Here is a 23,109-nt window from a genome sequence, read left to right as displayed (position 1 = left end):
GGCGTCTTGGAGACACGAAAATGTTGCTGCTGATTCCGGGCCCGGTCACGACCGATGCGCGGGTGAAGGCCGCCATGGCGCAGGACTATGCGCCGTGGGACAACGATTTCCGCCAGACCTACCGGCAGGTCTGCGAGGGCGTGCTGGCGGCGGCGCAGGCGGAGGCTGGCGAACACGCCGCGCTGGCCCTGCCCGGCTGCGGCCATTTCGCGGTGGAAGCCGCGATCCGCACCTTTGTGCCTCCCGGCGGCCGCCTGCTGGCGCCGTCCACCGGCGCCTATGCCGCCCGCCTGCAGAAGCTGGCCGGCGACGCGGGACGGGTCGCCGTGCCCCTGTTCGTGGGCGCGGCGGAGCGCGTGGATCCGCAGGCCGTCGCCGCCGCGCTGGAGCAAGACCCCACGCTGACGCACCTGGCGCTGGTCTATAGCGAAACCGGCAGCGGCATCTGCCACGACGTGCCCGAACTGGCGCGCATCGCCCATGCGCTGGGCCGCCGCGTCATCGTCGACGCCGTGTCCGCCTTTGGCGCGCTGCCGCTGGACCTGCGGACCTTGCCGGCCGTGGATGCCGTGGTGCTGACCGCCAACAAATGCCTGGAAGGCCTGCCGGGCGCCGCCTTCGTGGTGGCCCGGCGCGACAGCCTGGAAGCCGCCCGCGGTAACGCCGGCAGCTGGTCGCTGGACCTGGCGGACATCTACCAGCACACCCTGGCCCCCAGCGCCGGCCCGCGCTTCACGCCGCCCGCACCCACGCTGGCCGCGCTGGCGGTGGCGCTGGACCTGTACCGCCAGGAAGGCCGCGAGGCCCGCCTTGCCCGCTACACGGCCAACATGCGCACGCTATATGATGGCGTCAGCGAACTGGGCCTGACGCCGTACCTGCCCCGCGACCTGCAAGGCCCCATCGTCGTCAACGTCCGGGCCCCGGACGCGCCGACCTGGAACCTGCAATTGTTCGTGGATGCGCTCAAGCGCCGCGGCTACGTGCTCAGCAACTTCTACAACACCGAACAACCCACTTTCCGGGTCGGCTGCATCGGCGCCTTCGGCGCCGACCAGATGCGGCAGGCGGTCGACGCCATGGGCGGCGCGCTGCGCGACATCGGAATCCATCGGGAAAGCGCCGCAACGCCCCTGCGCTTCCCGCTCCCCCTCACCGCTTAAGGAAACCACCCATGCGTATGCTCCACACCATGCTGCGAGTCGGCAACCTGGACAAGTCGATCGACTTCTACACCAACGTGCTCGGCATGCGCGTCCTGCGCCGCAACGACTACCCCGACGGCAAGTTCACGCTGGCCTTCGTCGGCTACCAGGACGAGTCCGAGGGAGCCGTGATCGAGCTGACCCATAACTGGGACACCGACAAGTACGACCTGGGCAACGGCTATGGCCACATCGCCCTGGAAGTCGACAACGCCTACGAGGCCTGTGACAAGGTCAAGGAACGTGGCGGCAAGGTCACGCGAGAAGCCGGCCCGATGAAGCACGGCAAGACGGTCATCGCCTTCGTGGAAGACCCCGACGGCTACAAGATCGAATTCATCCAGAAGAAAGGCCGCCAGGACTAAGAACCCCCACGCTTCGCGCACGGCCGGTGTCTGACACCTGAATACTCGGCCGGTGTCTGGCCGGTGTCAGACACCCTCTGGCCGGTGTCAGACACCTGGATACCTGAATACTGGTGTCAGACACCTGAATTACTCACAGACCATCGCCATCATGATTCATCCCATCCTGAAAATGCTTCCGGGTGTCAGACACCTCTTCCGGGTGTCAGACACCTGGATACCTGAATACTGGTGTCTGACACCTGAATTACTCACAGACCATCGCCATCATGATTCATCCCATCCTGAAAATGGGCGACCCGAGGCTCCTGCGCGTGGCGCCGCCCGTTGAGCGCTTCGACACGCCCGAGCTGCACGCCCTGATCGACGACATGTTCGAAACCATGGCGGCCGCGCAGGGCGTGGGGCTGGCCGCGCCGCAGATCGGCATGGACCTGCAGCTGGTGATCTTCGGCTTCGATCGCAACGAGCGCTATCCCGATGCGCCCCCCGTGCCGCAGACCATCTTGTGCAATCCCGTCATCACGCCGCTGTCGGATGAAATGGAAGACGGCTGGGAAGGCTGCCTGTCGGTGCCCGGCCTGCGCGGCATGGTGCCGCGCTACCGCCGTATCCGCTACAGCGGCCGCGACCCGTACGGCCAGCTGATCGAGCGCGAAGCCGATGGCTTCCATGCGCGCGTGGTGCAGCATGAATGCGACCACCTGATCGGCCGCCTGTATCCGTCCCGCATCCGAGATTTCTCGAAGTTCGGCTTCACTGAAATCCTGTTCCCGGGCATGGACCCCAACCAGGACGACTAAGCGTCCTGGCCGGAACCCGCCGCAGCCGTTTTCGCGGCTTGCGGCGACAGCTCTTCCGGCGCGAAATCATCCACCTGCAAGACCCGGGACACGATGGTCTCCGCGGCTTCCAGCTGCGCGGCCTGGGCATCCGTGATCGCGCCGCGCCGATGCGCCTCGCGCCAGTCGCGCACGCCTGATTGGCGCAGGCGGTCCCGGATGGGCTGCACGGTGTCCACCAGCGCAAATGCGCGGGTCAGCATGGCTAGCGGGTCGCCGCCCGACGGATCGCCGCCCGACGGATCGCCGCCCGGAGGACTACCGGCCAAAGGATCGCTGCAAGGCTCGCGCTGCAGGTCCGCCGCCAGCCGCGCATGCGTGGGCGACGGCTTGAGCAGCAGCTCCGCGCATTCCCGCGTCAGCGCGTCGCGCGGGCCCTTGGCCAGCCGCCACGGCAGGATGGCGGCGCGCAAACCCCAGGACAGCACGCGGCCCGGCAGATTGCGCAGCACTTGATCCATGCTCTTCTCGATGCTCGCGTAGCCCTGCTCCATGCACCAGTGCACCAGCGGCAGGTCGTCGTGCTTGCGGCCTTCGTCCTCCCAGCGCTTGAGCACGGCGGACAGCAGGTAGAGTTCCGACAGGATGTCGCCCAGGCGCGCGGAGATCATCTCGCGGCGCTTCAGGCCGCCGCCCAGCTGCGCCAGCGCGGCATCGGCCAGCAGCGCGAAGCCGGAGGCGTAGCGCCCCAGCCGCCGGTAATGTCCGGCGGTCGGCCCCGAGGACGGCGCGGGCGCCGTCGCCCCGCCGGTCCAGGCGCGGCCGATGGCGCGCAAGGCGTTGATCCCGGCGTGGCGCAAGTGGCGCCAGAACACGTCATGGAAGACCTCGATGCCGCGCTCTTCGTCGGGATTGCCCAGGGCCAGGATTTCCGGCATCAGGTACGGATGGGCGCGGATGGCGCCCTGCCCGAAGATGATCAGGTTGCGCGTCAGGATGTTGGCGCCCTCGACCGTGATGGCGATGGGTACGGCGCGGTACAGCGAGCCCAGGTAGTTGCCGGGGCCGTCCATCACGGCGCGGCCCGCGTGCACATCCATGGCGTCATTGACGGAGCCGCGCATGCGCTCGGTCGCGTGGTACTTCATGATGCCCGACACGACGGCGGGCTTGACGTCCTGGTTCAGCGCGGCGCAGGTCAGGCGCCGCGCGGCCTCCACCAGATAGGCGTTGCCCGCCAGGCTGGCCAGCCTTTCCTGCACCCCCTCGAACTTGCCGATGGGGATGCCGAACTGTTCGCGCACGCGGGCGTACATGCCGGTCGTGTGGGCGCACATCACCGCGGCCGCGGCCGACAGCGACGGCAGGGAGATGCCCCTTCCGGCCGCCAGCGCGCTCATCAGCATCTGCCAGCCCTGGCCGGCGCGCTCGGCGCCGCCGATCAGCGCATCCAGCGGCACGAACACGTCGCGGCCCTTGTTGGGCCCGTTCTGGAAGACCTGCATGGCCGGCAGATGGCGGCGGCCGATCTCCACGCCGGGCGCCTCGGTGGGCACCAGCGCCACCGAGATGCCGATGTCCTGGGTCCCGCCCAGGATGCCGTCGGGGTCCGACATCTTGAACGCCAGGCCCAGCACGGTCGCCACGGGCCCCAGCGTGATGTAGCGCTTGTGCCAGTTCAGCCGGATGCCGATCAGCTCGCGCCCGTCGACCACCTCCCGGCACACGACGCCGGTGTCCACCATGGACGCCGCGTCCGACCCGGCTTCCGGGCTGGTCAGGCCGAAGCACGGCACCTCGCGTCCGTCCGCCAGCCGGGGCAGCCAGTAGTCGCGTTGCGCGGGCGTGCCGAACTGCATGAGCAACTCGCCCGGCCCCAGTGAATTTGGCACCATGACGGTGACGCCAGCCGTGATGGAGTAGGCGGAAATGCGGCGCACCACCTCGGAGTGCGCATAGGGGGAGAACCCCAGGCCGCCATGGCGGCGCGGGATGATCATGCCGAAAAAGCGCTGTTCCTTGAGGAAGGCCCAGACCTCCGGCGGCAGGTCGCGCCGGTTCCAGGCGATGTCCCATTCGTCCAGCATGGCGCAGAGCTGCGCCACCGGGCCCTCGATGAAGCGCTGCTCGTCCGGGCTGAGCGTGGCGGCCGGCACGCTCAACAGCTTGCGCCAGTCGGGGTTGCCGGTGAACAGGTCGGCGTCCCACCAGGAGTCCCCGGCCTCGATGGCCTCGCGTTCGGTGGCCGACATGGCCGGCAGCGCGTTGCGCGCCCAGCGGTATGCGGGTTCCGAGATGCGGCGCCGGCGCCAGGCATTGAAATCCATGAGTCCCCCTCACTGTTATGGCCATCAGGCGTATCGGGCCAAAGTACCAGAATTGGCCGCCACCGGCCAAGCCGCGGCGTGCCGACTCTGCGACAATGAGCGTCGCCGCGCTGGTGCGCAATCAACCGCTGTCCGGGCACTTCGCATGCTGAACAAACTCTGGCTGGGCTTCTTCCTTACCGCCGCCGCGGCCGCGCTCTACCGCTGGCTGGTCATCGGCGACCCCGAGGTCTTCCGCCTGATGGTGGCCGGCCTGTTCGACATGGCGCGCGTCTCCGTGGAAGTGATGGTGCTGCTTTTCGGCACGCTGACCTTGTGGCTGGGCTTTCTGCGCATCGCCGAAGGCGCCGGGCTGGTCGAAAAGCTGGCGCACGTGCTGGGCCCGCTGTTTGCCCGCCTGATGCCCGGGGTGCCGCGCAACCATCCGGCCATCGGCCTGATCACGCTGAACTTCGCCGCCAACGGCCTGGGGCTGGACAATGCCGCCACGCCTATCGGCCTGCGCGCCATGCGCGAACTGCAATCCCTGAACCCCACGCCCGAGACCGCCAGCAACGCGCAGATCCTGTTCCTGGTGCTCAATGCCTCGTCCCTGACCTTGCTGCCCGTCACCCTGTTCATGTTCCGGGCGCAGCAGGGCGCGCCCGACCCCACCCTGGTTTTCCTGCCCATCCTGCTGGCCACCAGCGCGTCGACGCTGGCGGGCTTCCTGGCGGTGGCGGCATGCCAGCGCCTGCGACTGGCCGACCCGGTCATCATGCTCTGGCTGGGCGGCGCCGCGCTGGTCATGGGCGGATTCATGGCGCTGCTGGCCAGCATGTCGACGGCCGCCATCGCGTCGCTGTCGTCGCTGATGGGCAACCTGACGCTCTTCGGCATCCTGCTGGCGTTCCTGATCGTGGGCGCGTGGAAGAAGGTGCCGGTCTACGAGGCCTTCATCGAAGGCGCCAAGGAAGGCTTCGATATCGCCAAGAGCCTGCTGCCCTATCTGGTGGCGATGCTGTGCGCCGTCGGCGTGCTGCGGGCGTCCGGCGCGCTGGACTTCCTGCTGGACGGCATCCGCTGGATGGCGCAGCACGCGGGCTGGGACACGCGCTTTGTCGATGCCCTGCCCACCGCGCTGGTCAAGCCGTTCTCGGGCAGCGCGGCGCGCGCGATGATGCTGGAAACCATGACGCATTTCGGCGTGGACAGCTTTCCCGCGCTGCTGTCCGCCGTGGTGCAGGGCAGCACCGAAACCACGTTCTATGTGCTGGCGGTGTACTTCGGATCGGTGGGCATCCTGCGCGCGCGCCACGCGGTGGGCTGCGCGCTGGTCGCCGACCTGGCGGGCGTGCTGGCGTCCATCGGCGTGTGCTACTGGTTCTTCGGCTGACGCCCGAGCGCGGCCGGAGTCTTGCGGCTCCGGTGTCTGACACCTCTCACGGGTGTCAGACACCTTGAAGGACCGCCGGTCCCGGTCAATCCACGAGCAGGATCTTCATGCCGTTGGTGCCGCCGCTGTCGCGGTAGAAGTCGCCCTTGGTCAGGATCACCCAGTCGCCCGTCTGCACCAGGTTGCGCTTGCGCAGTTCGTCGATGGCGGCGTTGCTCAGGTCCGCCGGCTCGTAGTCCGCCGGCGAAAACGGCACCGTATAGACGCCGCGGAACATCGTCACCCGGTTCTGGGTAACGCTGTGCGGGCTGTAGCAGTAGATCGGCACGCCCGAGCGGATGCGCGACATGATCAGCGGCGTGTGCCCGCTTTCCGTCAGCGCGATGATGGCCTTCACGCCCGGGAAATGATTGGCCGCATACATGGCCGCCAGCGCGATGGTCTCGTCGCAGCGCGTGAAGGTCTCGCCCATGCGGTGATGAGACACCGTCGAGGTCGGGTGCTTTTCCGCGCCCAGGCACACGCGCGCCATGGCCTGCACGGTTTCGACCGGATACTGGCCGGACGCGCTTTCGGCCGACAGCATGACGGCGTCGGTGTAGTCCAGCACCGCGTTGGCCACGTCGGACACTTCGGCGCGGGTCGGCATCGGGCTGGAAATCATCGATTCCATCATTTGCGTCGCGGTGATGACCACCTTGTTCAGGGTGCGCGCGTGCTGGATGATGCGCTTCTGGATGCCCACCAGTTCGGCGTCGCCTACTTCCACGCCCAGGTCGCCACGCGCGACCATCACGCCGTCGCTGGCGCGGATCAGCGCGTCCAGCGCCTCGTCGTCGACCACGGCTTCGGCGCGTTCGATCTTGGCGATGATCCAGGCCTGGCTGCCGGCGGCGGCAAGCAAGGTGCGCGCCTCGTCGATGTCGCTGCCATAGCGCGGGAACGACACCGCCACGTAGTCCAGTTCCATCTCCGCGGCCAGCTTGATGTCGACGCGGTCCTTGTCCGTCAGGCTGGGGGCCGACAAACCGCCGCCGCGCCGGTTGATTCCCTTGTTGTTCGACAGCGGGCCGCCCACCGTGACGGTGGTGTGGACCTCGTTGCCTTCCACGCGGTCCACCACCAGCACCACGCGGCCGTCATCGAGCAGCAGCTCGTCGCCCACGCGGCAATCGGTGACCAGTTCCGGATAGTCGATGCCCACGATGCTGGCGTTGCCGGCGTCCTTGGGATGCACGCGCGACAGGGTGAACGGCTGGCCTACCTGCAGCTGCACCAGCTTGTCGGTAAAGCGCGCAATGCGGATCTTGGGGCCTTGCAGATCGCCCATGATGGCGACAAAGCGGCCTTGCTTGGCGGCGATCTCGCGCACCAGCCGGGCGCGTTCGCGGTGATCGTCCGCGCTGCCGTGCGAGAAGTTCAGGCGTGCCACGTCCAGGCCCGCGCGGATCAGCGCTTCGATGCGTTCCGGCGTTGACGTCGAGGGTCCCAGGGTGGCGACAATTTTTGTGCGGCGCAATACAGGCATGGCGGTCCACTCTCGCAAAAACAACGAAAGCGCTATGGTACGCCGCCTGCGTTCACGCGGGTATCATGAGCATCACACCGACCTTCAACGAGCCCATCGAAACCCGTGAAAATCGTCATTGCTCCCGACTCTTTCAAAGAAAGCGTTTCCGCGCCCGTGGCGGCCGCCGCCATCGCGCGCGGCGTCAAGGCCGCCTTTCCCGGCGCGCATACGGTATGCATACCGATGGCCGACGGCGGCGAAGGCACCGTCGAGGCCGTCCTGGCGGCAGCCGGCGGCAAGGAGCGGCAGCTCGCCGTGAACGACGCGCTGGGCTACAAGGTGGACGCCGTCTGGGGGCTGCTGGAAGACGGCACCGCCGTCATCGAAATGGCCGCCGCGGCGGGCCTTGAACTGATTCCCCCCTCCAAGCGCGACCCGATGCGGGCCAGCAGCCACGGCGTGGGCGACCTGATGCTGGCCGCCCTGAACGCGGGCGCCACGCGCATCATCCTCGGCCTGGGCGGGTCCGCCACCAACGACGCGGGCGCCGGCATGCTGACGGCCCTGGGCGTGCGCCTGCTGGATGCCGACGGCCGCAGCCTGCCGCCCGGCGGCGGCGCGCTGGGCAAGCTGGCCAGCATCGACACGCGCGGCCTGGACCCGCGCCTGTCCCAGATCCGCATCGATATCGCATCGGACGTGGACAATCCCTTGTGCGGCCCGCAAGGCGCTTCGCACGTGTTCGGCCCGCAAAAAGGCGCCACGCCCGAACAGGTGCTGACCCTGGACCGGATGCTGGCGAATTTTGCCGATGTCTGCGCGCGGCACCTGAACGCCGACCACCGCGACGAACCCGGCGCGGGCGCGGCGGGCGGACTGGGATTCGCCGCCAAGGCATTCCTGAACGCCCATTTCCGGCCGGGCGTGGAAATCGTCGCGGAACTGGGCGGGCTGGCCCAGGCGGTCGAAGGCGCCACGCTGGTATTCACCGGCGAGGGCCGCATGGATGCGCAGACGCTGCGCGGCAAGACGCCGGCGGGCGTCGCCAGGATCGCGCAGCGCGCGGGCGTGCCCGTCGTGGCGCTGGCGGGCTCGCTGGGTGAAGGCTACGAGGCCCTGCACGCCTGCGGCATCAGCGCCGCGTTCAGCCTGGCGCCCGGCCCCATCACGCTGCAGCAGGCGCTGATGGATGCCGAACGCCTGCTGAGCGAGCGGGCTCGCGATGTCATGCAGCTCTGGATGGCCGCGCAGAAGCGCATGCTGTGACGCCGCCGCTGCGCACGCCGCTGCGCACGCACTGAAATACAAAAGGCCTGCATCAGCAGGCCTTTTGCATGGCGGGCGGCTTTCAGTCCCGCGACAATACGCCGGCCTCGACCAGCGCGTCCGACAAGCGGATGTAGCGGTCCACCGAGATATCCTCGGCGCGCGCGGTGGGCGCGATGTCCAAGGCTTCCCAGGGCACTTGCGGCGCCCAGTCGGCCAGCACGCGGCGCAGCATCTTGCGGCGCTGCGAGAACGCCCGCGCCACCACCGTTTCGAATGCGCGCGCGCTGATCGGACGCAGGCGGTCCGCCGGCAAGGGCACCATGCGCACGATGGCCGACACCACCTTGGGCGGCGGATCGAAGGCCTCGGGCGGCACGTCGAACAGCTTGTGCATCCGATAGCGCGATTGCAGCATCACCGACAAGCGGCTGAAGTCGCCGGAGCCGGCTTGCGCCACCATGCGGTCGATCACTTCGCGCTGCAGCATGAAATGCTGGTCGCGGATATGGTCGGCCCACGTCATCAGGTGAAACAGCAGCGGGCTGGAGATGTTGTAGGGCAGGTTGCCCACGACGCGCAGCGCGCTGCCGAACTGGGAAAAATCCACCGTCAGCGCGTCGGCCTCGACGACCGTCAGGCGGGTTTCCTCGAACTGCTTGCGCAGGCGGGCGGCCAGATCGCGGTCGATCTCGACCGCGGTCAGGTGGTCCAGGCGCTCGAGCAGCGGCCGGGTGAGCGCAGACAAACCCGGGCCGATCTCGACCACGGCATCGTCGCGGGCGGGTGCAACCGCCCGGACGATGGACTCGACGACGCTCTCGTCGGTCAGGAAGTTCTGGCCAAAGCGCTTGCGCGCCTGGTGTTGAGACATGAAAAGCCCGTAATGCGTTTAGCGGTTGTTCTGCTGGATCTTCTGCTGCTTCTCAAGACGGTTGTCGACGTACGCTTGAGCGCGCAGCTGTTCGAGCCAGTCTTCAAAAGCCGGTTGGGCGCGACGCTCGAACAGCGTCTGGCGGGCGCGCATGCGCGCCAGATCGTCCGTCGCGTCATGCTCGCGGCGCTCTTCGACCTGGATCAGGTGCCAGCCGAAAGGCGACTGCACCGGCTGGCTGATCTCGCCCGGCTGCAGGGTGTTCATGGCGGCCTCGAACGGCGGCACGGTTTCGCCCGGGTTCAGCCATCCCAGTTCGCCGCCTTGCGGCGCGCTGGAATCCTGCGAATACTGGCGCGCCATGTCTTCGAACTTGGCGCCGCCGCTCACCAGCCGCTGACGGACCTGCTCCAGGCGCTGACGCGCCAGTTCGTCGCTCATGACGGTCGACGTCTTGATCAGAATGTGGCGCGCGCGCGTCTGCATCACCTGCGTGGGGCCCTGCGGGGCCTGCGCCTGCGCTTGCGGGCGCGGGGCCGGCTGCGGAGCGGGCGCGGGAGCCGGCGCGCGGGCGGTGCGGCCCGGCGCGGGCTGGGCGGTGCCGCGGTCCATCACCTTGATGATGTGGAAACCGTTGCCGCTCTGGATCAATGCGCTGACCTGGCCCTTCTGCAAATTGCTGATCGACTTGACGAACAGGTCGGGCCAGCCGTCCAGCGGGCGCACGCCCATGACGCCGCCCTGCAAGGCTTCGGGCCCGTCGGAGGACGCCGCCGCCAGGCTGGCGAAATCGTCGCCGCGCTTGGCTTGGGCCAGCAGGCCTTCGGCCTTCTTGCGCAGCGCGGCCAGCTGTTCGGGCGACGAGCCTTCCGGCACGCGCACCAGAATCTGGGCCAGCGCGTACAGCATCGGACCCGTGGGCGCCGCGGCCTGCTCGGGCGCGGGCTGCGGTTGCGCCTGCGGCTGCGGTTCGGCTTGAGGGGCCGCGCCGAACGCCGGATTGCGCCGCTGGTCCTTCAGGAAAGCGTCGACTTCCGCGTCGGAAATCACAATAGTGGAGTCCACGGCGCGCTGGCGCAGGCGATCCGTGCGGATCTCGTCGCGCAGCGACTTGCGGTAGGTTTCCCAGGACGTGCCGGCCTTTTCAAGTTCCTGGCGCAGCTGATCCACGCTGATCTTGTTGCGGCCCGCGATGGTCTGGATGGCCTGGTCGATCTGGGCATCATCCACGCGGATGCCGAGCCGGTCCGCTTCGTGGCGCTGCACGCGCTCCATGATCAGGCGCTGCAGCACCTGGTGCTGCAGGGTCTGGTCGTCCGGCACCTGGATGCCGCGAGACTTCAGCTCGGCCGAAATACGCAGGGACGCATCGCGCAGCTCGCGCAGCGTGATCACGTCCTTGTCGACGACGGCGGCGATTCCGTCCACGAACTGCTCGCCCTTCGGGGCGGAAGCGGCGTTGTTCTGCGCGGCGGGCGCGGCCTTGGCGCCTGTGTTCGCGCCACGGGTAGTCTGCTCGGCCGCATGCGCGACGGGCAGGCCGGCGCACAGGGCCAGCAACAGCGCATTACCGGAGAGGCGGCGCAAAGAGTGCAACCTACGCATCATTCATACCTTTCAAATGTGGTCCCGGCGGGCACGGGCGGAGTAACGCGCGAGTAGCCGGGGATACTTCTGTTCAGCAGGCTCATCGGGTCGGTTCCCAGGGAACCCAGGCCGGTCAGCTCAAGCTGGAAGAACAGTGCGGAATTGGTGTCCGCCGCCGATACGGCGTAGCGCTGGTAGACCACGCGGCCCACCCAGCAGCAATCTCCCTTGTACTCCAGTCCGGCAATGGCCTGGGTGACGCGGGGGGAATCCGTCGTATTGGCCACCGTGCTGGACGGTCCGGAACGCAAAGAATAGTCCACCCGGCCAACGCCGTACCAGCGCTTGCTGAACGGCCATTGCACCGCCAGGCTGACCTGGTTCTGGCCTTGCGGCTGATAAGCCACGCCCGGCTGGGGATCGCGCTGATAGCGATAGGCCAGGGCCACCGTGGTCAGGCGCTGCGGCGACCAGCGCGCGCTGACGAGCCCGCGCGACCAATTGCTGTCGTAGGGGTTGTACTGCGCGGCGACCTCGGTGCTCAGCGTGTCGGTCAAGGCCGCGCTGGCGCCCACGAGGTAGTCGGAACGCACGTTTTCGCGCGGCGTCTCGCCCGGCAGAGTGACCTCCTGGTCCTCGAAGTACAGGCGTTGCGCCACGCCCAGCGACATGCGCTCAAAGCCGGTGTTGGCGTCCAGCCAGCGCGTGGTCAGCGCCGCCGTCAGCTGGTTGGCATTCGCGATGCGGTCCCAGCCGCCGGTGTAGATGTTTTCCTCGAAGGCCTGCGAGAAGCTGAAATCGGCCAGCGACGTGTCGAACACGGGCAGCTTGGACTGGTCGCGGTATGGCACGCGCAGGTAATACAGCCGCGGCTCGAGCGTCTGCGTCGACGACTTGCCGAACAGCGTGGTGTCGCGTTCGAAGATCAGGCCCGCGTCCAGCGACATGATGGGCACCGTGCGCGACTGCGAGCGCGGCAGTCCGTCCGCCGAGCCGCCGTTCAGGCCAAGCGAGTCCACTCCATACCATTTGGTCTGGTACTGGGTGTAGTTGACGCCCGCCTTCGGGATGACGAACCAGCCCGGACGGATGATCGGATAAGACACCGTCGGATAGGACTGAAGACGATCGCCGTCGGGCAGGCGCACGGCCGAACCGAAATCCGGCATGCGAAAGCGCACGGCGGTGGAGGTCCAGTCCACATCGAAACCGCCCCAATCGTAGCGGGCGCCGCGCAGGTACAGTTCGGGTTCCTTGTCGTACGGCGGCACCAGCGGCGCATCGGGATCCTGCAGCGTCTGGTACTTGTAGACCTGGGCGTACGCGCTCCAGTAGTTCGAGGCCCAGCCCACCCGGCCGCGCTGCGGCAGGTAGGTCGTGGACGCCTGGTTCAGCCCCAGCTGGGAAATATCGCGGAAGTAATTGTCGTCCGAGACCTTGGCGATATCCCAGTCGGTGTAGAACCCGTGGGAGAACGTCTGCTGGTGGCGCCACCAGTACATCCAGCGGTCTTCGCCGGTGACGTTGTCATCGGGCAGGTAGGTGCCATTCAGGGCGCCGGTGTAGCCGTACCCCATATAGCGGAACTCGCCGCCCAGTTGCGTGCCGCGCTTGGAGAAATAGCGGGGCTGCACCGTCATGTCGTAATTCGGGGCCAGGTTCAGGTAGTACGGGATCGACATGTCGAACCCGCCCTGGCTGGTCGTGCCGTAGGTCGGTATCAGGAAGCCGGACTTGCGCTCGCGCTTGACCGGGAAGGTCAGGTAGGGCGAGGCCAGGATAGGCACATCCTTGAAGTACAGCACGCCGTTGCGCGCCACGCCTTCGTTCTCGTCGAAATCGATGTCGACCGTATTGGCCTTGATGTACCAGGACGGCTCCGGGCAGGGGCACCCGCTGTACGTGACCGTATGCAGCCGCATCTGCGACTTGCTGAAGATTTCCGCGTGCTCGGCGACGGCGAAGCCGCCCGTGGCGCCCATCCAGAAATTCGGCTTCTCGATCTCGCCCGAATACTTGTCCACATTGAACGTGGCGGTCGGGCCCGTGACCAGGGTGCCGTCGCGCATCATCCGGGCGTTGCCCTTGACGTCAACTTCGCCGGTATTCTTGCGGTAGTTGATCTCGTCGCCCTTGATCACGCCGTCGATGCGGCGCACTTGCGCGCTGCCGCTCAAGGTCAGGTCGGAGTCGGGGTCGCCCTGGATGCTGTCCGCTTCCATATAGGCGGGGATGCCGTCATCGGGCAGGCGATGGATGCGCAAGCCGGGAGACGTGCGCAGCTCCGGGGTGGGCGTGGCGGACGGCGCGGGGGCCGCGGCGCCAGGGCTGCCTTGAGCCTGAACGGCTCCGGCGGCGACGCTGACAGCAGAGAGGATCAACCACCGAACCTTGCGCACGAATGAAAACAGCCCTTTTTGACCATGGGAGAGCCAGACAAAGGCGCCCGAGCGGGGCCAATGCTAACGGAAACGAGCCGGTATTATAGAGAAGCCGCGAACAACGCCCAGCCTTATGTTCGCGGAACGAAAATTTCAGCAATATTGCCCATCTGACACGGATCTTCCTTGAAAAACGATCACGACCCCCGCCTGGAGCAGATCCGCAACTGGCTGGAAGGCCTGCCCGCCTCCCTGGACCTGGCCGTGGACACGCTGCGCCCGGCCTCCGCCGACGCCAGTTTCCGCCGGTACTTCAGGCTGGATGCCGGCCAGCGCACCCTGATAGTCATGGACGCGCCCCCCGAACACGAAGACTCCCGCCCCTTCCTGCATGTGGGCCAGCTGCTGGCGGACGGCGGACTGAACGTGCCCGCCGTGCTGGCGCAGGACCTGGAACAGGGGCTGCTGCTCTTGTCCGACCTGGGCGAGCAGACCTATTACCAGCGCATCCAGGCCGGCCTGGAAGATAGCCAGCTGCAGACGCTGTACCGCGAAGCGCTGGCCGCCCTGGTCAAGCTGCAGCAGGCCTCGACCGCCGGCCTGGCGTCCTACGACACGGCCCGCCTGGCCGACGAACTCAAGCTGTTCCCCGAGTGGTATGTGCAGAAGCACCACGACGCCACGCTGGACGACAAGACCGCCAACGCGCTTGAAAAGATTTTCGCCCTGCTGTCGGCCAGCAACGGCGGACAAGCGCAGGTCCTGGTGCACCGCGATTTCCATTCGCCCAACCTGATGGTCTGCGACCAGCCGCAGTACGGCCCCAATCCCGGCATCATCGATTTCCAGGACGCGCTGGCCGGCCCCATCACGTATGACCTCGCGTCGCTCGTGACCGACGCCCGGACCACCTGGGAAGAACCCCAGCAACTGGACTGGGCCATCCGCTACTGGGAAATGGCGCGCGCCGCCGGCCTGCCGGTGGAAGCCGATTTCGCGGACTTCCACCGCGCCTATGAATGGATGGGGCTGCAGCGCAACCTCCGCATCCTGGGCGTGTTCGCGCGCCTGAACCACCGCGACGGCAAGGCGCACTACCTGGCCCACATGCCGCGCGTGAATGGCTATGTGCGCCAGGTGGCCCAGCGCTACGGAGTCTTCACGCCGCTGCTGCGCCTGCTGGACCGCCTGGACGACCGCCAGGTCAGCGTGGGATACACGTTCTGATGCAGGCCATGATTCTTGCCGCGGGCCGCGGCGAGCGCATGCGCCCGCTGACCGACCGCCTGCCCAAGCCGATGCTCGCGGTGGGCGGCAAGCCGCTGATCGTCTGGCATCTGGAACGGCTAGCCGCGGCCGGCATCCGGGACATCGTCATCAACCACGCATGGCTCGGCCATGAGATCGAGCGCGCGCTGGGCGACGGCAGCGCCTACGGCGTGCGGATCCGCTATTCGCCCGAGGAAACCGCCCTGGAAACCGCCGGCGGCATCGCCCAGGCGCTGCCCATGCTGGGCGACGCGCCGTTCCTGGTGATCAATGGCGACATCTGGTGCGACTGGGATCCCGCCGCGGCCAGGGACGTCGCGCCGCGCCTGCCCGAAGCGGGCGCCTGGCTCCTGCTGGTGGACAATCCCGCCCAGCATCCCGCCGGCGATTTCCTGCTTGCCCCGGACGGCCGCGTCCACGCGCAGGGCGAGCCTCGTTTGACCTTTGCGGGCGTCGGCGTCTACCATCCCTCGTTGTTCGCGGATGTCCCGCCCGGCGCCGCGGCGCCCCTGGCTCCCCTGCTCCGGCAAGCCATGGCGCGGGACCTCGCGCGCGGCGCGCGCCACGCCGGACGGTGGACGGATGTCGGTACGCCGCAACGGCTGGCCGACCTGGACGCGGCGCTGCGCAAGGGCCTGTAACACCCACATATTTCACAATATCAAGGTGCGCAACCAGGATTGTCCGCGCACCCAACGCCCCCGGCTAACGGGGTATTCTCTGACGCTTTGGCATGCGCGCGCTGCGTGCCCACGAGCAAATACACAGGAAGTTTTCTAGGAATGGGGATGTTCGGAAGATCGCAACGGGCCGTATTCAAGCCCTCCGTATACCAGCCAGGCCAACGCACGCGGCGCATGCCGCGCTGGCTCGTCTTGCTGCTGGTGGGTATTGCCCTTGGCGCGGGCGGCGTGCTCTTCCTGCAAACCAACTACGGCCCGCAACGGCTGACCGTGGAGCAGTCCGAACAGCTGCACAGCGAGCTCAGCGCGGCCAACCTGGAACGCCAGCGCCTGCAAACCCAGCTCGAAGAAGCCACGCAGCAGCGCGACGCCAACAAGTCCGGCCACGAAAAGCTGACCAGCGACCTGGCCGAATCGCGCGCCCGCATCGACACGCTGAACAAGGAACTGGTCCTGTTCCAGGACGCCATGCCGCCCGATCCGCGCGGCGGCAATCTGGGCATCCGCTCGGCCACGTTCAAGCGCGCTCCCGGCCAGCTCGACTACCAGGTCCTGGTCATGCGCGAAGACCGCCAGGGCGCTCCCTTCAAGGGCACGCTGACCTTCTCCATCGACGGCACCCATTCCAATGGCCGCGCCGCCACGGTCACCCCCGAAGGCCCGGCCCTCAACGTAGACCGCTACGACTACGCGCTGGGCCAGCTCAAGCTGCCCGACGGCTTCACCCCCAAGGTGGTGGTGCTGCGCGTAATGGACGGCGCCCAGAAGCAGCAGGCGATGCGCATCTATTACGTGCGCAACTGAGTCCGGCCCGCCAGCCCCGAAAACCCGCCCCATCCGGCGGGTTTTTTTATGTGCTCCAAAATTGGTTGCGCGCGCAACTTATCAGGCATATAGTTGCGCAAACAACCAAATCATGGAGACAGCATGACGCTCCCCTCGCACGTTCCCGTCCTGATCGCCGGCGGCGGCCCGGTAGGCCTGACCTTGGCCGCGCTGCTGGCCGAATACGGCATCGCCTCGCTGACCGTGGAAGCGGACGACGACTATTGCAGCGGCAGCCGCGCCATCTGCATCTCGCGACGTTCGCAGGAAATCCTGGGGTGGGTGGACGCCGACCAGCCGCTGATGGCGACCGGATTGGCCTGGACCGGCGGGCGCAGCTACTTCCGCGATCGCGAGGTCCTGCATTTTGAAATGCCGCATGATCCCTTGCAGCGCTACGCGCCCATGGTCAACATCCAGCAGTACGCCATCGAGGAGTACGCCCACCAGGCCATGCAGCGCCGTCCCGGGCTGGCCGCGCTGCAATGGTCGGCGCGCGTGCTCGGCCTGCAGACCGATCCGGACGGCGTCTCCGTGCAAGTGCAAGCCGGCGACCAGCGCCAGACCGTGCGCGCCGACTGGCTGATCGCCTGCGACGGCGGACGCAGCACGGTGCGCGAGGCCATGGGGCTGAAGCTGGAGGGCATGCAGTACGAAGGGCGCTACGTCATCGTCGATATCGAACAGGAATCGCAGCGCCCGGTGGAACGCCTGGCCTGGTTCGACCCGCCGTCCAATCCCGGCTCCACCCTGCTCATGCACCGGCAGCCGGGCAACGTGTGGCGCGTCGACTACCAGATCCGCGACGGCGAAGATCCCGAGGAAGCGGTCAAGCCGGAAAATGTGCTGCCGCGCGTGCAAAGCCACCTGGACATGATCGGCGAAACCGCGCCCTGGAAGCCGCTCTGGATTTCCATCTACAACGCCAAGTGCCTGACGCTGGACCGCTACCGCCACGGGCGCGTGCTGTTTGCCGGAGACGCCGGCCACCTCGTGCCGATCTTCGGCGTGCGGGGACTGAACTCGGGGCTGGACGACGCGGGCAACCTGGCCTGGAAGCTCGCCTGGGTGCTGAAGGGCCAGGCGCCCGACAGCCTGCTGGACAGCTACAGCGTCGAACGCGTCCACGCCACCCGCCAGAATCTGGCCTACGGCGCCAAGAGCACCGAATTCATGGCGCCGCCGGACTTCGGCTTTCGCCTCATGCGCGAGGCCGCCCTGCGGCTGGCGCTGGTGGACGAAGCCGTCCGGCCGCTGATCAATCCACGCCAATCCGCGCCCATTTCGTATGACGCCTCGCCGCTGAACCTGGACGACGGCGCGCCGCAAGCCGGGCCGGCAACGGCCCCCGGCCAACCCGCCCCCGACGCCCTGCTGCAAGAAGGCGGCGCGCCGCGCTATCTCAGCGCATGCTTCGGCGCGGGCTTCGTGGCGCTGGCGCTCGCGCCCGACGCCGCCTTGTCGGCGGAGCTGGACGCCCTGGCCGCCGCCACCCAAGACGCGCCCCATCCGCTGCGCGTGCTGCGCGCCGGCGCGGACGGCCTGCGGGACGCGCACGGCCAATTGCGCCAGCGCTACGGCGACGCCCCCTCCACCGTGTACCTGCTGCGCCCGGACGGCTATGTGCTGGGCCGCTGGACGGCGCCCGACGCCGCCATCCTGCGCGCCGCGCTGGCGCCCTACTATCCTTCGGTCGCCGCGACCGCCACGAAGAAAGGCCAAGCATGAACAACGATGAACTGGACCAGGTCTACACCGGCATGGCGCAAGCGCTCACGCGCGTCGGGGAATCCCGGGCGCCGCTCTTCCTGTCGATACTGGGGCTGTCGCTGCTGAGCCGGCTGCCCGACGCGCAGGACGCGATGGCGCTCTTGGCGCAGGCCGAAGCGGCCAGCCTGGCCGACGGCCCTGTGGCAAACTATCCGGCCTCCACCCCTGCCCGCCCGACGTGAAACCGCCCGCCCTGGAACGATTCCTGACCTACCGCCTGCACGTGCTCAACAAGATCACGGACCGGGACACGAATCGCGCCTACCTGAAAGACTGCGATATTCCCTTGGGCGAAGCGCGCTGCCTCGCCGCGATCGGCCGCTACGCGCCCTTGTCGGTCAAGGACCTGGCGCGGACGGCCAACCTGAACAAGGGCCAGGCCAGCCGCTCGGCGCAGGCGCTGGTGGATCGCGGCCTGGTCGAAAAGACGGTATCCGCGTCCGACGGCCGCGGCGTGGTGCTGGCGCCGACCGCGGCGGGCCTGGCGCACTACCGGCGCATCATCGACCTGATCGCCCGGCGCAACGACGAGATCTTCGCCTGCCTGAGCGCCCATGAACAACGCCAGCTCGGCGACATGCTGGATCGCCTGATCGGGCACCTGCAGGCCGGCGCGGACACCGAAGACGACTGAGCGCGCAGCCGCTCAGGCGCCGGTTTTCGGCGCGGTCGCTCCCGCCTGCGCGGCGGCTTCGTCCATGAACTGCGCCATGCGCACATCCAGTTCGGTCACGCCGCCGGCGTCATGGGTGGTCAGGGTCACGTCCACGCGGTTGTAGACGTTGGTCCATTCGGGATGATGATTCAGCTTTTCCGCGAACATGGCCACGCGCGACATGAAACCGAAAGCGGCATTGAAGCTGGGGAAACGGAACCGCTTCTCGATGGCGTCGCGCATGGCTACCGCCTGCCAGCCGGTAAGCGCGGCGACGGCGGTATCGGTGCCGATACGGGCGGGAGGGAACATGCTCATGACAGACTCCGGAAACAAAAGGCGGCGACGCAATGCGCCGGCCGCCTTGGACAAGGGACGTGCCCGTGCTTGCCGCCCCGGGCTTAGTGCTGCACCGCGTACAGGTAGATCTCCACGCGCCGGTTCAGCGCGCGCCCTTCGGCGGTCGCATTGTCGCCGATCGGATCATTCGGGCCACGGCCCTCGACCGTCAGGCGGCCCGCCGCCACGCCCTGCTTGGCCAGGTAATCCGTGACGCTCCTGGCGCGATTCACCGACAGGGTCTGATTGTGCGCCAGCGCGCCGGTGCTGTCGGTATGGCCGACCACCTTGGCCCGCAGTTCGGGATGCTGGTTGAGCGAACGCGCCACGCTGTCCAGGACCGGCAGCAGCGCCGGCTTGAGCTGCGTCTTGTCCGTGTCGAACGACACGCCGCTAGGAATATTGACCTTCAGGCTGCCATCGGGCATTTCCACGACGTCGATGCCCAGCGACGAGGCGCCGGACTTCTGGACGTCGTCCTTGACGACCTTCCAGTTGTAGCCGACCAGGCCGCCCGCCACCGCGCCAATGCCGGCGCCGATCGCCGCGCCCTTGCCATGCCCGATCAAGGCGCCGATGCCGGCGCCCAGCGCCGCGCCCGCACCCGTTCCCACAGCGGTATTCGTTTGCTGTTGCGTGGCGCACCCCGCCAGCAACGCACCCGCGGCCGCAACCACGGCGATCCGGTTGAGCATTCTTCTTGAATTCATGGCAACCTCCACTGTCCCATCGGTGCGCCGGATCATTCCGGCCAGAATCATGCTAGCAAGCGTGAGTCTGCCGACGCGCAACATTTTGTATTGCCGCTGCGCGGGCCTGCGTCCGACCCGCCCGCTCAGCCGGCGCCGAATCGCGCAAGCCAGGGCAAGGCCGCCTCCAGCCGGGGCGACTGCGCCTCGGGCGCCGCGGCGCCCTCCGGCAGCGACAGGCCCACGCGGTTGTGCCAGTACGTGCGCAGCCCCACCTTGCTGGTGCCGAACATGTCGTAGCCCGAACCGGCAACGAACGCCGCCTCCGATGGCGCCACCCGCAAGCGCGCCAGCGCCAGCTCATAGGGGCGCGGATCGGGCTTGTAGTAGCCCGCGGCTTCCGAAGTCACCACCACATCCCAGTCCACGCCCAGCAGGCCGGCCGCGCGCCGTCCCAGCCGCTCGGAACAGTTCGTAACCACGCCCAAAAGGCAATGCGGCCGCAGCGCCTGCAGCAACTCGCGCGCGCCGTCCCAGGCCGGCAACTCGTCCCACTGGGCTTCCAGCGCGGCCGGCGCGCTGGCCGGCAATCCCACCGCCGCCGCGGCCTCTTCCACCAACTGCTCGTAGGGCTGATAGGCGCCGCAGCCATAGGTGCGCCGCAGATACTCCGCCCGCCAGGCCCGGCCTTCGGCTTCGGACCCCGCGGCGCGGTTCCAGACCGTCCAGGAATCAAGCAGCGCGGTCAGAAGATCGAACAGGACCGCGCGCGGAAAGGCGGTCGAAACAGCGGGACTGGACATGAGGGACTCTCCGGATGGCAATGCGGCCACTATAGAGAGCCCGGCCCCCGCTGTGGTTTAGCCGGCCTGCACCCATCGTTAAGCTCGCGCTTAATGCCGCTTTCTTTCACAAGCGGCCGGACTCAACAGCTTGCTCACGCGCAGTCCTTCCGGTTGACACGTATGCGCGCAAAGCTATCATGCCGATGTCGACGGAGGCCTCCATGTCCATAGCGCGCACCTACTTTTTCAACAAGATGGGCGACGATGATCTCGCCGGATTGTTTGGCAAGCGGGAGAATTTCTTTCTTGAAAACGTGGACGCGCTGAATCCGACCATTGCCCGCATCCAGGCCATGCTAAATAGCGAGGGCATGAGCAGCGCGGTGCTGCGCGCGCCCGCCAATCCGGCCCCGGCGTTCAGCGAACTGTTCCCGCCGCTAGGCTTGATCGGGGCTCTTTTTCGCGCCCTCGCATCCTCCGCCCGTCCCCGCGCCGACGTGACGTTGCGCCTCACCTCCAATACTTCAGTGAGCGTGATTTTTGCTCGCCCGAGATCGTCGGGCTAGGGAACTTCGCTTTCGCTCGACGCGCTGCCGCCAGCCGGCGGATGCGAGCGCGCAATGAAAAACGCCTTAGTCGCTAAGCGGCTAAGGCGTCATTTCATCAAGAATTCTGGTGGGCTGTGAGTGGCTCGAACACTCGACCTACGGATTAAGAGTCCGCTGCTCTACCAACTGAGCTAACAGCCCTGCAATTCACTCAGTCCCGATTCACTTTGCCGCGCTTTTTTGCATTGGCGCCGCTGCGTTTCGTTATGTGTGTAGTGCGAAGAAGCAAGATTATATGTAGCTTTTTTGGTTTGTGCAAGTCGCCTCGAAAAAAGCTGTCAGGGGACCTGAATCAGGCAGCGTATCCGCCATCCACCGACAGGCTTGCCCCCGTGACATAGCGGCCGTCCGGGCCCGCCAGGAACGCCACCATGCCCGCGATGTCGCGGGTCTCGCCATAGTGCGGCAGCGACAGCACCGCAACCAGGCTGCCCGCCCGCTCGCCGTCGGCCGGGTTCATGTCGGTGTCGATGGGGCCGGGATGCACCACATTGGCAGTGATGCCGCGCGCGCCCAGGTCGCGGGCCAGGCCTTGGGTCAGTCCCACCAGCGCCGACTTGCTCGCGGCATACAGCGCCACGCCGGCGCGGCCTGCCCTGCCCGCCAGGCAGCTGCCGATATTGATGATGCGCCCGCCATCCGGCATGGAGGCCTGCGCCGCGCGGATGGCGACGAAAGGCGCGCGCACATTGATGTCCATCGTCTGTTCGTAGTCCTCAAGGCTGGCGTCGCCGATGACGCCGGCCAGGAAAATGCCGGCGTTGTTCACCAGCACGTCTACCGGCCCCAGCTCCTTGATGGCTTCTTCGACCGCCTGCCTGACCGCTTCCGCATCCGCGGAATCGGCCTGGATCGCGCGCGCGCGGCGCCCCTGCGCGGCGAGCTCCTGCGCCAGCGCCTGCGCCCCGGCGGCGGACGATGCGCTCACATAGGTAAAGGCCACATCCGCTCCGTCGGCCGCCAGGCGGCGCACGATAGCCGCGCCGATGCCCCGGCTGCCGCCGGTCACGAAAGCCACTTTGCCAGTCAGATTCTGCATGTTTGAACCTCGTTTTGTAGTGATCAGTACAAATATAATCGCCGCATTTCGCCGCGGCCGTCAATCATTTTTTTATCGATCAACACAAAATATGCCTCGCAGGTAAAATCGCGGCTATGGCAGAACGTGGGCGTCCCCGGAACTTCGACCGGGCCCAGGCCTTGCAAAAGGCCATGGAAGTCTTCTGGTCGAAGGGATATGAAGGTGCATCGCTAACCGATCTGACGGCGGCGATGGGCATCAACTCGCCCAGCCTCTATGGCGCATTCGGCTCAAAGGAAGATCTTTTTCGCGAAGCCGTCCAGCTCTATCGCGAAACCGAAGGCGGCTCGGCAAGGCGCGCGCTGCAGGCCGCGCCCACCGCGCGCGACGCGATCCAATCGATGCTGCTGGCCTCCGCGGAACGCTTCACTGCGCCCGGCCGGCCGCCCGGCTGCATGATCGTGCTGGGCGCCCCCGCCGGCTGCGTAAACCACGCCAGCGTGGGCGACTTCCTCGGAGACAACCGCCGGGAAATGCAAAGCCGCATCCTCGCCCGCCTGAACGCAGGCGCCTCGCAAGGCGAACTGCCCCCCGGCGCGGACCTCAAAAGCCTGGCGGCCTTCTACACGACGGTCCTGCACGGCATGTCCATCCAGGCCCGCGACGGGGCCAGCCGCAAGACCTTGCAAGCCGTGGCGCGACAGGCGATGTGCGCCTGGGACGCATTGACCGGACACAGCCTGCCTCCCTCGGGGGTCCCCCCGGGCCGCGCCCGTTCCTGACGGACACTGCC

22 protein-coding genes and 1 tRNA gene are annotated in these 23,109 nt (G+C 67.4%); 13 read left to right on the top strand and 10 right to left on the bottom strand.

Annotation, left to right across the window (positions count from 1 at the left end; genetic code table 11):
• The first annotated feature begins 20 nt into the window (after positions 1–20).
• From ACFWP0_RS23330 to def, 3 genes are all read left to right on the top strand, one after another.
• Entirely contained in the window at positions 21–1,163 is a 1,143-nt protein-coding gene (locus ACFWP0_RS23330) for a 2-aminoethylphosphonate--pyruvate transaminase (protein ID WP_377846106.1), read from the top strand.
• 11 nt (positions 1,164–1,174) lie between these two features.
• The gene (gene gloA, locus ACFWP0_RS23325) at positions 1,175–1,570 is read left to right on the top strand and encodes a lactoylglutathione lyase (protein ID WP_006217551.1); all 396 of its coding nucleotides are present in this window, start codon (positions 1,175–1,177) and stop codon (positions 1,568–1,570) included.
• 269 nt (positions 1,571–1,839) lie between these two features.
• Positions 1,840–2,373, top strand: a complete 534-nt coding sequence (gene def / locus ACFWP0_RS23320) for a peptide deformylase (protein WP_377846104.1) — start codon at positions 1,840–1,842, stop codon at positions 2,371–2,373.
• Here the strand turns inward: def and ACFWP0_RS23315 are convergent.
• On the bottom strand, positions 2,370–4,679 hold the full coding sequence (locus ACFWP0_RS23315; RefSeq protein ID WP_377846103.1) for an acyl-CoA dehydrogenase: 2,310 nt from the start codon (positions 4,677–4,679) through the stop codon (positions 2,370–2,372). The genes def and ACFWP0_RS23315 overlap by 4 nt on opposite strands.
• A gap of 145 nt (positions 4,680–4,824) precedes the next feature.
• Between ACFWP0_RS23315 and ACFWP0_RS23310 the strand changes: the two genes are divergently transcribed.
• Positions 4,825–6,054, top strand: a complete 1,230-nt coding sequence (locus ACFWP0_RS23310; protein ID WP_377846101.1) for a nucleoside recognition domain-containing protein — start codon at positions 4,825–4,827, stop codon at positions 6,052–6,054.
• Between the two features lie 85 nt (positions 6,055–6,139).
• Here the strand turns inward: ACFWP0_RS23310 and pyk are convergent, their stop codons facing one another.
• A complete protein-coding gene (gene pyk, locus ACFWP0_RS23305) occupies positions 6,140–7,582 on the bottom strand; it encodes a pyruvate kinase (protein ID WP_377846099.1) in 1,443 nt (480 codons plus the stop codon).
• 105 nt (positions 7,583–7,687) lie between these two features.
• Here pyk and ACFWP0_RS23300 point away from each other — a divergent pair, with 105 nt between their 5' ends.
• The gene (locus tag ACFWP0_RS23300; RefSeq protein WP_377846097.1) at positions 7,688–8,830 is read left to right on the top strand and encodes a glycerate kinase; all 1,143 of its coding nucleotides are present in this window, start codon (positions 7,688–7,690) and stop codon (positions 8,828–8,830) included.
• A gap of 82 nt (positions 8,831–8,912) precedes the next feature.
• On the opposite strand, the gene rsmA is transcribed toward ACFWP0_RS23300, so the two are convergent.
• The 3 genes from rsmA to ACFWP0_RS23285 are packed head-to-tail and all read right to left on the bottom strand — an operon-like array spanning position 8,913 to position 13,690.
• Positions 8,913–9,704 (bottom strand): 16S rRNA (adenine(1518)-N(6)/adenine(1519)-N(6))-dimethyltransferase RsmA, encoded by a 792-nt coding sequence (gene rsmA, locus ACFWP0_RS23295; RefSeq protein ID WP_377846095.1) that lies wholly within the window; start codon positions 9,702–9,704, stop codon positions 8,913–8,915.
• A gap of 18 nt (positions 9,705–9,722) precedes the next feature.
• Positions 9,723–11,312: a peptidylprolyl isomerase gene (locus ACFWP0_RS23290; RefSeq protein ID WP_377846093.1), complete on the bottom strand. Its 1,590-nt coding sequence runs from the start codon at positions 11,310–11,312 to the stop codon at positions 9,723–9,725.
• Entirely contained in the window at positions 11,309–13,690 is a 2,382-nt protein-coding gene (locus ACFWP0_RS23285) for an LPS-assembly protein LptD (RefSeq protein WP_377846091.1), read from the bottom strand. Before ACFWP0_RS23285 ends, ACFWP0_RS23290 begins: the two co-directional genes overlap by 4 nt.
• A 168-nt stretch (positions 13,691–13,858) precedes the next feature.
• On the opposite strand from ACFWP0_RS23285, the gene ACFWP0_RS23280 reads away from it, so the two are divergent.
• The 6 genes from ACFWP0_RS23280 (at position 13,859) to ACFWP0_RS23255 (ending at position 18,853) form a co-directional block, all read left to right on the top strand.
• Complete coding sequence (locus tag ACFWP0_RS23280; protein WP_377846089.1) at positions 13,859–14,899, top strand: aminoglycoside phosphotransferase family protein; 1,041 nt, start codon at positions 13,859–13,861, stop codon at positions 14,897–14,899.
• On the top strand, positions 14,899–15,582 hold the full coding sequence (gene murU, locus ACFWP0_RS23275) for an N-acetylmuramate alpha-1-phosphate uridylyltransferase MurU (protein ID WP_377846087.1): 684 nt from the start codon (positions 14,899–14,901) through the stop codon (positions 15,580–15,582). The genes ACFWP0_RS23280 and murU overlap by 1 nt, the downstream gene beginning before the upstream one ends.
• Positions 15,583–15,729: 147 nt before the next feature.
• A complete protein-coding gene (locus ACFWP0_RS23270) occupies positions 15,730–16,428 on the top strand; it encodes a DUF6776 family protein (protein ID WP_377846085.1) in 699 nt (232 codons plus the stop codon).
• Between the two features lie 123 nt (positions 16,429–16,551).
• Positions 16,552–18,177 carry an FAD-dependent oxidoreductase gene (locus ACFWP0_RS23265; RefSeq protein WP_377846084.1) on the top strand — a complete coding sequence of 542 codons (1,626 nt, stop codon included), beginning with the start codon at positions 16,552–16,554 and terminating at the stop codon, positions 18,175–18,177.
• Entirely contained in the window at positions 18,174–18,401 is a 228-nt protein-coding gene (locus tag ACFWP0_RS23260) for a hypothetical protein (protein ID WP_377846082.1), read from the top strand. Before ACFWP0_RS23265 ends, ACFWP0_RS23260 begins: the two co-directional genes overlap by 4 nt.
• Positions 18,398–18,853 carry a MarR family winged helix-turn-helix transcriptional regulator gene (locus tag ACFWP0_RS23255; RefSeq protein WP_377846080.1) on the top strand — a complete coding sequence of 152 codons (456 nt, stop codon included), beginning with the start codon at positions 18,398–18,400 and terminating at the stop codon, positions 18,851–18,853. Before ACFWP0_RS23260 ends, ACFWP0_RS23255 begins: the two co-directional genes overlap by 4 nt.
• Positions 18,854–18,865: 12 nt before the next feature.
• Here the strand turns inward: ACFWP0_RS23255 and ACFWP0_RS23250 are convergent, their stop codons facing one another.
• From ACFWP0_RS23250 to ACFWP0_RS23240, 3 genes are all read right to left on the bottom strand, one after another.
• Entirely contained in the window at positions 18,866–19,192 is a 327-nt protein-coding gene (locus ACFWP0_RS23250; protein WP_377846079.1) for a 4a-hydroxytetrahydrobiopterin dehydratase, read from the bottom strand.
• Positions 19,193–19,275: 83 nt separating this feature from the next.
• Positions 19,276–19,923, bottom strand: a complete 648-nt coding sequence (locus ACFWP0_RS23245) for an OmpA family protein (protein WP_377846077.1) — start codon at positions 19,921–19,923, stop codon at positions 19,276–19,278.
• 125 nt (positions 19,924–20,048) lie between these two features.
• Entirely contained in the window at positions 20,049–20,705 is a 657-nt protein-coding gene (locus ACFWP0_RS23240) for an HAD family hydrolase (RefSeq protein ID WP_377846075.1), read from the bottom strand.
• 203 nt (positions 20,706–20,908) lie between these two features.
• Between ACFWP0_RS23240 and ACFWP0_RS23235 the strand changes: the two genes are divergently transcribed.
• A complete protein-coding gene (locus tag ACFWP0_RS23235) occupies positions 20,909–21,253 on the top strand; it encodes a hypothetical protein (RefSeq protein ID WP_377846073.1) in 345 nt (114 codons plus the stop codon).
• Between the two features lie 107 nt (positions 21,254–21,360).
• Here the strand turns inward: ACFWP0_RS23235 and ACFWP0_RS23230 are convergent.
• Positions 21,361–21,436: transfer RNA gene (locus tag ACFWP0_RS23230), tRNA-Lys, on the bottom strand.
• A gap of 151 nt (positions 21,437–21,587) precedes the next feature.
• Positions 21,588–22,334, bottom strand: a complete 747-nt coding sequence (locus ACFWP0_RS23225) for an SDR family oxidoreductase (protein ID WP_377846071.1) — start codon at positions 22,332–22,334, stop codon at positions 21,588–21,590.
• A 116-nt stretch (positions 22,335–22,450) separates the two neighbouring features.
• Here ACFWP0_RS23225 and ACFWP0_RS23220 point away from each other — a divergent pair, with 116 nt between their 5' ends.
• The gene (locus ACFWP0_RS23220; RefSeq protein WP_377846069.1) at positions 22,451–23,098 is read left to right on the top strand and encodes a TetR/AcrR family transcriptional regulator; all 648 of its coding nucleotides are present in this window, start codon (positions 22,451–22,453) and stop codon (positions 23,096–23,098) included.
• Positions 23,099–23,109: the final 11 nt, after the last annotated feature.

Source organism: Achromobacter sp. NPDC058515 (assembly GCF_042721735.1).
Lineage (GTDB): Bacteria > Pseudomonadota > Gammaproteobacteria > Burkholderiales > Burkholderiaceae_B > Achromobacter.
The sequence above is the reverse complement of the archived record's forward strand: the minus strand, read 5'-3'. Positions and strand labels throughout refer to the sequence as shown.